This window comes from Sphingorhabdus sp. (genome assembly GCF_044239005.1).
GTDB lineage: Bacteria > Pseudomonadota > Alphaproteobacteria > Sphingomonadales > Sphingomonadaceae > Sphingorhabdus_B.
Genome location: NZ_JBIICH010000014.1, coordinates 18,007 through 29,133, shown reverse-complemented (window position 1 = coordinate 29,133; position 11,127 = coordinate 18,007). Strand labels below are relative to the sequence as shown.

The following is an 11,127-nucleotide window of genomic DNA, read 5'->3' as shown; positions in this document are numbered from 1 at the left end:
TGAGGCCCCGCATCGCATAGGGCATGCGGGTCAAAGGAAAATCTATGTTTAATACGAAAACTGTATCAATCGAGTGGGGCGGACAAACCCTGACACTCGAAACGGGTAAGGTTGCCCGTCAAGCTGATGGCGCTGTTATGGCGTCTTTGGGCGAAACCGTTGTACTTTGCGCGGTTACCGCGGCGAAGTCGGTAAAGGATGGTCAGGATTTCTTCCCATTGACCGTTCACTATCAAGAAAAATATTCGGCAGCTGGCCGTATCCCAGGTGGCTTCTTCAAGCGGGAACGCGGCGCGACTGAAAAGGAAACTTTGGTTTCCCGTTTGATCGACCGTCCATTGCGTCCATTGTTCCCAGAAGGTTTCTACAACGAAATCAACGCAATCGCGCAAGTTCTTAGCTATGATGGCGAGAATGAGCCGGACATTTTGGCAATTGTTGCAGCTTCGGCTGCGATGACCATTTCGGGCGTTCCTTTCATGGGCCCAATCGGCGCAGCACGCGTTGGTTATCTGAATGGCGAATATATCCTGAACCCAACAGATGAGCAGGTTGCCGAAGGTGACCTCGACCTCGTTGTTGCGGCGACATATGACGCCGTGATGATGGTTGAATCCGAAGCCAATGAGCTTTCGGAAGAAATCATGCTTGGCGCCGTCCTGTTTGCGCATGACGCATGTAAGGAAGTCGTTAAGGCAATCATCAAGCTTGCTGAACAAGCTGCCAAGGATCCTTGGGCAATGGCGGAACAGGCTGACCTGTCCGCGGCCAAGGACAAGCTTAAGAAGCTGATCGGCAAGGATATTGCTGCAGCTTATAAGCTGACCGACAAGTCGGAACGCAGCAACGCGTTGAACCTTGCACGCGCAAAGGCGAAGGAAGCGTTTGTTGACGCTGCGCCTCAGGATCAGCTGGCTGCCGGCAAGTTGATGAAGAAGCTTGAAGCTGAAATCGTTCGCGGCGCCATCCTAAAGGACGGCACCCGCATCGACGGTCGCAGCACCACGCAAATCCGTCCAATCGTTTCGGAAACGCATTTCTTGCCACGTGCACATGGTTCTGCCTTGTTCACACGCGGCGAAACGCAAACCATCGCAACCTGCACCTTGGGCACCAAGGACGCAGAGCAGATGATCGACGGTCTTGGCGGTCTGCATTATGAAAACTTCATGCTGCATTACAACTTCCCACCGTACAGCGTTGGTGAAGTTGGCCGTTTCGGTGCGCCCGGTCGCCGCGAAATTGGCCATGGTAAGCTTGCATGGCGTGCGCTGCACCCTGTGCTGCCAACCAAGGACGAGTTCCCGTACACAATCCGTTTGACCAGCGACATCACAGAGTCGAACGGCTCGTCGTCGATGGCGTCGGTTTGCGGTGGAAGCCTCGCCATGATGGACGCAGGCGTGCCTATCAAGCGTCCGGTTTCGGGTATCGCAATGGGTCTTATCCTTGAAGGTAAGGATTTCGCTATCCTTTCCGACATCTTGGGTGATGAAGATCATCTCGGCGATATGGATTTCAAGGTTGCTGGTACGTCAGAAGGCATCACCACGATGCAGATGGACATCAAGATTGCCGGTATTACCCGTGAAATCTTCGAAGCGGCATTGAACCAAGCCAAGGAAGGCCGCGCGCATATCCTTGGTGAAATGGCAAAAGCTTTGGGCGAAGCCCGCGGTGAATTGTCGGCGCACGCACCACGCATCGAAACCATGCAGATCGATAAAGCGAAGATCCGCGACATCATCGGTACCGGTGGTAAGGTTATTCGTGAAATCGTCGCCACAACTGGTGCCAAGGTCGACATCGATGATGAAGGTCTTATCAAGATCTCGTCGTCCGACGTTACCCAGATTGAAGCCGCTCGTAAGTGGATTTCCGGCATCGTTGAAGAAGCTGAAGTTGGCAAAATCTATGACGGCAAGGTCGTCAATCTCGTCGATTTCGGTGCGTTCGTAAACTTCATGGGTGGCAAGGACGGTCTCGTCCACGTCAGCGAAATGCGCAATGAGCGCGTTGAGAAGGTTACCGACGTCGTCAGCGAAGGCATGGACGTTAAGGTCAAGGTTCTTGAAATCGATCCACGTGGCAAGGTTCGCCTGTCGATGCGCGTCGTTGATCAGGAAACCGGTGAAGAACTGGAAGACACACGCCCGCCACGTGAAAAGAGCGAGCGCAGCGATCGTGGTCCCCGTCGTGAAGGCGGCGGACGCGGCGAAGGCCGTGGCGATCGCGGACCGCGTCGTGATGGCGGTGGTCGGGGTGAAGGCCGCGGCGACCGTGGTCCACGCCAAGAGCGTTCAGAAGGCGGAAACAATGGCGGGGGCGATCCCGATCATGTTCCAGCATTCCTGAAGGACTAAGCCCGCGCGGCACACAGAACATCCTGCAAAAGGATTGGAGAGGAAAAGGGGTCGCTGCGGTGGCCCCTTTTTCGTTGTGGGCATAGGCCGCCATTAATGCGCAAAGCTGGTTGCCCCCGAAGCTATCTCGGCTTCAGTTCATGCCCGATACAGCATCTCGCACTAACATGCGCAAAACCCTTGGCGACGGCCCCAAGAGTATCTAAGGACAATCCCATGAACAGAAAAATCCTTGTGTCCGCTGGCTTGCTGGCTTCGGTTTCCATGCTTTCGGGTTGCGCTATGCTTGGCCTTGGCGGCGGTGGCGCAAAGCCGGGCAGCAACACCCGTTATGTCGCGCGTGACGTCAATACGTTGTATACGGCGGCAAAGGACAAGCTGGATAACAAGCAATATGAAGTTGCTGCCGCTTTGTTTGACGAAGTCGAACGCCAGCACCCTTATTCGCCATGGGCCCGCCGCGCGCAGTTGATGAGCGCATTTAGCTATTACATGGCGCAGAAATATAACGAATCGATTCAATCGTCGCGCCGTTTCCTGTCGATCCATCCGGGTAACAAAGATGCGGCTTATGCATATTATCTGATCGCCTTGTCTTATTATGAACAGATGAGCGATGTGACCCACGATCAGAAGATTTCGGAGCAGGCATTGGCGGCATTGGGTGAAGTGCAGCGTCGCTATCCCAATTCGCGCTATTCCGCTGACGCCACGTTGAAAATCGATCTTGTGCGTGACCATTTGGCGGGCAAGGAAATGGAGATTGGCCGTTTCTATCAACGTCGTGCCCTGTGGCTCGCATCCTCTTTGCGTTTCCGCGAAGTCATCGACAAATTTGATACGACAACGCACACGCCAGAGGCTTTGTACCGCCTGACCGAGAGCTATTTGGCGATGGGCGTGCCTGAAGAGGCGAAGAAAGCCGCAGCTGTGCTGGGTGCCAACTATCCCGGTAGCGAATGGTATCAGCGTGCCTATGACCTGATGCAGAAGAACGCGCCCGCCGCGTAATGACATGCTAACGGGGCTGTCGATCCGCGATGTGGTGCTGATCGAGGCGCTGGACCTTGAATTTGCAAACGGCCTTGGTGTGTTAACCGGGGAGACGGGCGCTGGTAAGTCTATCTTGCTGGACGCTCTTGGCCTTGCGCTGGGTGCGCGCGCCGATAGCGGCCTTGTGCGTGCAGGCGCTGACAAGGCGCAAGTGACGGCCAGCTTTGATGCGCCCGCCAATGTGGTCGCGTTGCTTGGCGAAAATGACATTGAAATCGACATAGGCGAACTGCTGCTGATCCGCCGTTCGGTCAAGGCCGATGGCGGCAGTAAGGCGTTCATAAATGATCAGCCTTGCTCTGCCGCTTTGTTGCGCGATGTCGGTGCATCTTTGGTCGAAATACACGGACAGCATGATGACCGGGGGTTGCTGAACCCGCGCGGGCACCGGGCGCTGCTTGACGCATTTGGTCGATGCGACACCGCAACAGTCGCGGCCAATTTCACGTCATGGCATGAGGCGAAAGTGCGGCTTGATATCGCACGCGAAGCGCTGGAAAATGCCGCGCGCGACCAAGAGTGGCTTGAGCATGCGGTGGCGGAACTTGCTGCCTTTAATCCGCAACCAGGCGAGGAAGAGGAGCTGGCTGGCGAGCGGTCGGACATGCAAAAGGGCGAGCGCATCGCCGAAGATTTGAAGGCGGTGCTCGAAAGCTTCGACGGCCCCAAAAGCGGCCTGGCGCTTATCCGGTCTGCGGCACGCAAGCTTGATCGCTTGGCGGATGCCCATCCGTTGCTGGCAGAAGCGCTGACGTCGCTTGACCGTGCCGTGATTGAGGCAAGCGAAGCCGAGGACAAGTTGAACGCGGCGGCGCGGGCGATTGAATATGAACCCGCGCGTCTCGATGAAATTGAAGAGCGCCTGTTCGAATTGCGCGCGCTGGCCCGTAAACACAATGTCGCGCCAGACGGCATCATTGCCCTGCAGGAGCGCCTGACCGCGCAGCTTCAGTCGATTGAGGCAGGTGGTGAGGGGCTCGCTCTGTTAGAGGTTGAGGTCGCTGCAAAGCACGCGGCCTATGTCACGTCCGCCACGGCGCTGTCGGAAACGCGACGTGCGTCAGCAGCGAAGCTCGATGCCGCCGTTAAGGTGGAATTGGCGCCGTTAAAGCTGGATGCGGCACAGTTCCAAACATCTGTCGAGCAGCTTCCCGAGGAGCGCTGGGCCGCGTCGGGCATGGACCGCGTCGAGTTTCTGATTTCAACAAATCCCGGCGCGCCATTCGCGCCGCTGGCCAAAATTGCATCGGGCGGCGAACTGTCGCGCTTCATCCTCGCGCTGAAAGTCGCGTTGGCGGAAGAGGGCGGGGCGGCGACAATCATCTTTGACGAAATCGACCGCGGCGTCGGCGGCGCGGTGGCGGCTGCCATCGGTGAGCGGCTTGCGCGCTTGGCCCAACATACGCAGTTGCTGGCGGTAACGCACAGTCCGCAGGTCGCGGCCAAAGGCAAGGCGCATTACTTCATCGCCAAATCCAGCCAAGGGACGGTGACGCGCACGGGCGTCGTCTTGTTGGATAATGCGGCGCGCAGCCAGGAAATCGCCCGGATGCTGTCGGGCGCAGAAGTGACGGATGAAGCGCGCGCGCAAGCAAAACGTCTTTTGGAGGTTGTGTGAAGAAAATAGGTTTGATTTTTGCGGTGTTGCTGACTGGCTGCACGACCACAGAACCCGCAGCGCTGCCGGCCGACGGGTTTTTTCGGGAACTTTCCGCGCTGTGCGGCAAGTCATTTGAAGGCAAATTGACGGCGGGCGATGAAAGCGACGCTAGCTTTAATTCGGCCGAGATGCGTGCGCACGTCCGCGAATGTTCATCGCGCGAGGTTCGGATCGCATTTGATGTTGGCGAAGATAAATCGCGCACATGGATTATCAGCAAGACAGACACTGGCCTGCGTCTGAAACATCGCCATATGTTAAAAGATGGCACCGAAGACCCAGTATCCCAATATGGCGGCGATACCGTGACGTCAGGCAGCGTCATGCGGCAAGAATTCCCTGCGGATGCATTTTCCAAAGACATGTTCACCAAAGAAGGGCGAACTGTATCAAATGCCAATATCTGGGCGTTTGAAGTCACGCCACGACAAGTCCTGACATATGAACTGGCAAGGCCGGGGCGGTTGTTCCGGGTTTCATTTGACCTGACGAAGCCGGTTTCTGGAGCCGGTGAGTGACAGAAGCAGACGCTGCCAATGAGCTGATGCGGTTGGCGAAACAGATTGCCCATCACAACAAGCGCTATCATGCCGAAGACACGCCTGAGATATCAGACGCGGAATATGATGCGTTGGTACGGCGCAATAATGAATTGGAGGCCGCTTTCCCGCATCTCGTGCGCGCCGATAGCCCCAATAACTTGGTTGGCGCGGCTGTAGACGGTTCGGGCCTGAAGAAAATCACGCATGCCAAGCGCATGATGAGCCTCGACAATGCGTTTGAGGCGCAAGATGTGCATGATTTCGTGGCGCGTGTCCGGCGATTTCTAAACCTCGCCTCCGATGCGGATGTCGCGTTGACGGCGGAGGACAAGATTGACGGCCTTTCGCTCTCCTTGCGTTATGAAAAAGGGGATCTGATTCAGGCCGCAACACGCGGCGATGGCAGCGTGGGTGAGGATGTAACCGCCAATGTCGCCTATATCTCGGACATCCCGCAGCAATTGCACGGTGATGTGCCCGAGATTTTCGAGATACGCGGCGAAGTCTATATGGCCAAGTCTGACTTTGCAGCGATAAACGAAGCGCAAAAGGCGAAGGACGGGAAGATATTCGCCAACCCGCGCAATGCGGCGGCGGGGTCATTGCGGCAGAAAGATGCCAAGGTTACCGCGTCACGGCCGTTGCGGTTCTTTGCGCACGGATGGGGCGAGGTCAGTGGCCTGCCAGCCGAGACCCAAAGCGGCGTCATGGCCGCCATTGCGGCCTGGGGTGTCCCAGTGTCGCCATTACTCGTCCGCGTGCCGCATAGCGATGATGCGTTGGCTCATTATGCCAGCATCGAACGTCAGCGTGCGGACTTGCCCTATGACATTGACGGCGTGGTTTACAAGGTTGACCGGCTTGAATGGCAGGAACGGCTTGGCTTTGTCGCAAAATCCCCGCGCTGGGCGATTGCGCATAAATTTCCTGCTGAACAGGCCGAAACAACGCTTGAGCTTATCGATATTCAAGTCGGACGGACCGGCAAGTTGACGCCCGTGGGTCGCCTGACCCCAGTAACGGTGGGCGGCGTCGTTGTCTCCAACGTAACGCTGCACAACCGCGATGAAATCGCCCGACTGGCTGTGCGCCCCGGTGACCGGATTGTTGTGCAAAGGGCAGGGGACGTTATTCCCCAGATCGTCGAAAACCTGACACGCGATGCAGAACGCGCGCCTTATGCCTTTCCATCGCAATGCCCCGAATGCGGTTCCGAAGCCGTCGCCGAAGAGGGCGAAGTCGATGTGCGTTGCACGGGCGGACTGATTTGTCCGGCCCAGCGCGTCCAGCGGCTGATTCACTTTGTCAGCCGTGGTGCGCTGGATATTGAGGGGCTTGGCGAGAAAACCATTCAAGAGTTTTTCGATTTGGGTTGGCTCGAAAGTCCGGCAGATATTTTCAGGTTGAAGGCCCGCCGTGCAGATATTGTATCGCGCGATGGATGGCAGGATAAGTCTGTGGATAACCTGTTGGCAGCGATTGAGGCGAAGCGCGCGCCCGATGGTGCCAAATTGCTCTTTGGGCTTGGAATTCGCCATATCGGCGCGGTCACTGCGCGCGATTTGTTTAAGGCTTTTGGCACGGTACAAGAGGTCGGGAACGTCGGGCTGCGTTTGGCGCAGGGTGATGAGGCGGCCGTCGCGGACGTCACCGCGATTGACGGCGTTGGCGGGGCAGTTGCCGAGGCACTTGGCGATTTCTTCCACGAACCGCACAATATGTCGGTGTGGAATGATCTTTTGAACGAAATCGCGCCGCCTGCTTATGTTTCAAATGTCCGTGAAAGCGCGTGGACGGGTAAAAATATTGTGTTCACCGGAAAGCTTGAAACCATGAGCCGGGATGAGGCGAAGGCCCAAGCGGAAGCACTTGGCGCAAAATCTGCTGGATCGGTGAGTGCAAAGACCGACTTGGTCGTGGCAGGCCCCGGCGCAGGATCGAAGCTGAAACAGGCCACGGCCCTTGGCATTCAAGTCATTGATGAGGCCGAATGGGCCCGCATTGTGGCGGAGGCTTAGCGGGGGCCTGCAACGTCTTGTGAACTGATGAGATCGCGACCAACGCGGTTGATGCAAAACGGTTTCAAGTGTAACTAATTGCCATGGATAGCTCGAGCCATGTTTATGACGCGCCGCCTGCCGGTGCCAATGCCGATTGGACCGTGCCCCAGAATTGGGACGCCTTTGGCGCTGATGAACATGCGATGTGGGACCGGCTTTTTGCGCGCCAAACCGCGATGCTGCCGGGCCGCGCGGCTGACGCGTTTCTGCGCGGGATCGACGTTCTAAAGCTAACGCGCCCCGGCATTCCCGATTATCGCGAATTGAACGCGCGGTTGATGGCGGCCACCGGTTGGCAAATCGTTGCCGTGCCGGGCTTGGTTCCCGACGACGTGTTTTTTGACCATCTCGCCAATCGCCGTTTTCCGGCAGGCAATTTTATCCGGACGCCTGAGCAGCTGGATTATCTGCAAGAGCCCGACATTTTCCATGATGTTTTCGGGCATGTGCCCATGTTGGCCGACCCCGTATTTGCCGATTATATGGTCGCTTATGGCAAAGGCGGATTGCGTTCGCTCGGTTTTGGCGCGCTTGACCATCTCGCGCGGCTATATTGGTATACGGTGGAGTTCGGCCTTATTCAGCAGGCCGATGGTTTGCGGATTTACGGCGCTGGGATCGTCTCAAGCTATGCAGAGAGCATTTTTGCGCTGGAGGACCCAAGTCCCAACCGGATCGCATTCGACCTGCTGCGCGTGATGCGCAGCCATTACCGGATTGATGATTTTCAGCAGAACTATTTTGTGGTCTCCAGCATGGATCAGCTGCTTGAGGTGACCGTTGAGACCGATTTCGCGCCATTGTACGAGCGGCTTGAATCCTTGCCCGACATATCGGTTGGCGAAATCATTGCCGAAGATGCCCTTATCACCAAGGGTACACAGGCATATTTTAAGGGCGCCAGCCGCTACCAGGTTCCAAAATCACCCGGCGGCTGACTGGTGCGGCCTGAAGCGCGCAGCGGACGTTGCCAGCCATAATTGCGGCGCTTGACGAGCCACAGGCATGGCCAATCACCCATATCCTTGCGTTTTTGCACTCTAAACCCGTGTAGGCGATATGCGCGCGTAACCGCTTCTGCCTGCGTATTCAGCAAGCCAGCCAATATCAGCGAGCCACCTTCGCGCAATATCGCCGATAGTGACGGCGCAAGTTCGATTAACGGGCCCGCCAAAATATTGGCGATGACCAAATCATAAGGCGCGCGGGCGGTGATAAGGTCGTGCGCTGTCCCCGCGGCCACACACAGCGCCAGCTGGCCCTGCGCAACGCCGCAAGGGACATTGTTGACCACGGCATTGGCCGCTGTGACATCAATGCTGACCGGGTCGATATCCGATGCCGTCAAATATGCCTTCGGCCACAACACATGCGCGGCAAATGCCAGCAGGCCAGTGCCGGTCCCGATGTCAGCAATCAGGTCAAACCGCTTACCGGCACGTTTCATTCTGTCGAGCATATCAAGACAGCCGCTGGTTGTTTCATGTCCGCCCGTGCCAAAGGCGCGGCTAGCCTCGATTTGGAACGGGGTTGCGCCTTTGGGCACTGTGCCCTTGTTGGCCATTGTATGGACGTAGAAGCGCCCGGCATGCACCGGTTGAAGCCCTTGTTGGCTCATAACGACCCAATCGGCATCGGGAAGTTCTTCAACCACCGCCTTTGCGTCGGCCGCACTGGGCAAGCGGATTTGGATGGCGGCGATCACCTGAGCATTTGGTTTCTCGTTAAAATAAGCTTCAAGCCGCCATTTCTCGTCATTGAAGGCTTCGACCTCGTCCGCAACGATTGTCGGCATGGGTTCCAATGCCGCAAGCCACTCATCGTCATGGTGCAGTTCTTCCGCTTCATTGCGGGTGCAGGGCAGGGTAACCTTCCAGCTCATTGTGCGGCTTCTTTTGCTAACCGGGCATCAAGCCGCTCCATTGCTGCTTTGGCATAATTTGCACAGCCCGCAGGGTCGGCCAGAGGTTCCTTGCCGGAAACGCGCTCAAAGAAACGCGATTGCGCGGGGTGCGGGGCGATCAGGACGTCGCATGGGTTTAGTTCAGAAACGCGCTTCATGGTCGCCCTTAATACCGCCACATATTCTGGATGGTCGGTAAATCGGTATGCATCAGCAGACACAGCGCCAAGACTGTCGGCGAAAACAAACTGATGACAGGTCGCGCCTTCGCATGATTTCCAGGTCCAACTCGTTCCGCCAGGGGCGTGACCGGGCGTGGCGATGGCAGTCATTTTTATCGGGCCAAGGGTGATGGTTTCGCCGTCGCTGACGATCTGGTCGACCTTTATGCCCGCGAAGGGCGGCAATATTGCCAACTGCGGGTCGGTAGGGTCCGAAATACCGGTCTCCAGACTTTTGCGCGCTTCGGCCCGTGCCAGCATGCGGGCTCCTGTAATGCCCTTCAACGCGGCAAGCCCGCCAACATGATCCAAATGTTCATGGCTGCTGACCAGATATTTCACATCTGTCGGTTGGAAACCAAGCTTGCGAATATTGTCGGCAATGAACGGCGCAGCTTCGGCGGTCGCACCGTCGATGAGGATATGACCTTTGGGTGACGTGACGAGCAACGACACGATGCCGCATGTGCCCACCATATACACATTGGCGAATATGTGCGCGGGCGGGGCAGGGTCGCCCCAGCCGTCACGGCCTTCGCACTGTGACGCGAGTGTGGTTCCGTTGCTCATGGCCTTGACGGGAGCGACAGGTGCGCAGGCCGTCAGGGCCAATGCCACTAGGGCGCCCAGCTTAGCGTACATAGCTCGCGCCATTTATGTCCAATACCGCACCCGTCATCGACGGCGGTGCATCCAGTGCACAGAATTTCACCATCGCCGCGACTTCTTCGGGATCCGCAACCTTGCCAAGCGGAATATCGGCGAGCAGCTTATCGCCGCCGCGGCTTGCGAGATAATCGTCCGCCATGCCGGTCATGGTAAACCCGGGGCATATGGCAAAGGCATAGATTTTTTGGGCAGCGTAAGCCCGTGCGATGGTCTTGGTCATGGCGACCATACCGGCCTTTGATGCCGCATAATGCCAATGGGCCGGGCTATCCCCGCGATGCGCGGCGCGGCTGGCGATGTTGACGATCCTGCCGCTCGCGTTCGATTCCTGCCAATGCAGGACAGCGCGGCGACACAAGTCCGCACTGGCCGTCAGGTTGATCTGCATGGTCCGGTTCCAATACGCGAGCCATTGCTCGTCCGACGCCGAAATCGGGTTTTGTTCAAATATCCCGGCATTGTTGATTAGCACATCCACACGCCCGTCAAGGCGATCAAGCGCATGGTTCCAAAGCCGCTGTGGCGTTGCAGGATCGTTCAGATCACCATCCTTGCTGGACAGTGCCAGCACGGTAGTCGTTGCGGGGTCAAAGCTGGCGGCGGCAGCAGCGCCGATGCCTCGTGATGCGCCGGTGATAAGGATATGGGTTTTCATC

9 protein-coding genes are annotated in these 11,127 nt (G+C 57.2%); 6 read left to right on the top strand and 3 right to left on the bottom strand.

Translation table 11 applies throughout. The features are described from left to right. Window positions 1-44: 44 nt before the first annotated feature. From pnp to phhA, 6 genes are all read left to right on the top strand, one after another. Window positions 45-2,363, top strand: coding sequence for a polyribonucleotide nucleotidyltransferase (pnp, locus tag ACILQA_RS02260; protein ID WP_395628225.1), 2,319 nt, complete (start codon window positions 45-47; stop codon window positions 2,361-2,363). 216 nt (window positions 2,364-2,579) lie between these two features. Continuing rightward, window positions 2,580-3,374 carry an outer membrane protein assembly factor BamD gene (locus tag ACILQA_RS02255; RefSeq protein WP_324477249.1) on the top strand — a complete coding sequence of 265 codons (795 nt, stop codon included), beginning with the start codon at window positions 2,580-2,582 and terminating at the stop codon, window positions 3,372-3,374. Window positions 3,375-3,378: 4 nt separating this feature from the next. Continuing rightward, entirely contained in the window at window positions 3,379-5,034 is a 1,656-nt protein-coding gene (gene recN, locus ACILQA_RS02250) for a DNA repair protein RecN (RefSeq protein ID WP_395628224.1), read from the top strand. Further along, entirely contained in the window at window positions 5,031-5,594 is a 564-nt protein-coding gene (locus ACILQA_RS02245; RefSeq protein ID WP_395628223.1) for a hypothetical protein, read from the top strand. Before recN ends, ACILQA_RS02245 begins: the two co-directional genes overlap by 4 nt. Before the next feature lie 26 nt (window positions 5,595-5,620). Then, window positions 5,621-7,636, top strand: a complete 2,016-nt coding sequence (ligA, locus tag ACILQA_RS02240) for an NAD-dependent DNA ligase LigA (RefSeq protein WP_395628226.1) — start codon at window positions 5,621-5,623, stop codon at window positions 7,634-7,636. Between the two features lie 83 nt (window positions 7,637-7,719). Beyond that, complete coding sequence (phhA, locus tag ACILQA_RS02235) at window positions 7,720-8,616, top strand: phenylalanine 4-monooxygenase (protein WP_395628222.1); 897 nt, start codon at window positions 7,720-7,722, stop codon at window positions 8,614-8,616. On the opposite strand, the gene ACILQA_RS02230 is transcribed toward phhA, so the two are convergent. Genes ACILQA_RS02230 through ACILQA_RS02220 form a run of 3 tightly spaced genes read right to left on the bottom strand, consistent with a single transcriptional unit; the run spans window position 8,586 to window position 11,126 of the window. Then, window positions 8,586-9,560: a 50S ribosomal protein L11 methyltransferase gene (locus ACILQA_RS02230; RefSeq protein WP_395628221.1), complete on the bottom strand. Its 975-nt coding sequence runs from the start codon at window positions 9,558-9,560 to the stop codon at window positions 8,586-8,588. The two genes, phhA and ACILQA_RS02230, sit on opposite strands and share 31 nt — an antisense overlap. Then, window positions 9,557-10,444, bottom strand: a complete 888-nt coding sequence (gene bla, locus ACILQA_RS02225; RefSeq protein ID WP_395628220.1) for a subclass B3 metallo-beta-lactamase — start codon at window positions 10,442-10,444, stop codon at window positions 9,557-9,559. Before bla ends, ACILQA_RS02230 begins: the two co-directional genes overlap by 4 nt. After that, window positions 10,434-11,126 (bottom strand): SDR family NAD(P)-dependent oxidoreductase, encoded by a 693-nt coding sequence (locus ACILQA_RS02220; protein WP_395628219.1) that lies wholly within the window; start codon window positions 11,124-11,126, stop codon window positions 10,434-10,436. The genes bla and ACILQA_RS02220 overlap by 11 nt, the downstream gene beginning before the upstream one ends. Window position 11,127 lies beyond the last annotated feature (1 nt).

What these genes read in the sequence shown, in the direction of transcription:
- ligA (WP_395628226.1), top strand. Translation starts at nt 5,621, where the DNA reads ATGCGGTTGGCGAAACAGATTGCCCATCACAACAAGCGCTATCATGCC.
- bla (WP_395628220.1), bottom strand. Translation starts at nt 10,444, where the DNA reads ATGTACGCTAAGCTGGGCGCCCTAGTGGCATTGGCCCTGACGGCCTGC.
- phhA (WP_395628222.1), top strand. Translation starts at nt 7,720, where the DNA reads ATGGATAGCTCGAGCCATGTTTATGACGCGCCGCCTGCCGGTGCCAAT.
- pnp (WP_395628225.1), top strand. Translation starts at nt 45, where the DNA reads ATGTTTAATACGAAAACTGTATCAATCGAGTGGGGCGGACAAACCCTG.
- ACILQA_RS02220 (WP_395628219.1), bottom strand. Translation starts at nt 11,126, where the DNA reads ATGAAAACCCATATCCTTATCACCGGCGCATCACGAGGCATCGGCGCT.
- ACILQA_RS02255 (WP_324477249.1), top strand. Translation starts at nt 2,580, where the DNA reads ATGAACAGAAAAATCCTTGTGTCCGCTGGCTTGCTGGCTTCGGTTTCC.
- ACILQA_RS02230 (WP_395628221.1), bottom strand. Translation starts at nt 9,560, where the DNA reads ATGAGCTGGAAGGTTACCCTGCCCTGCACCCGCAATGAAGCGGAAGAA.
- recN (WP_395628224.1), top strand. Translation starts at nt 3,379, where the DNA reads ATGCTAACGGGGCTGTCGATCCGCGATGTGGTGCTGATCGAGGCGCTG.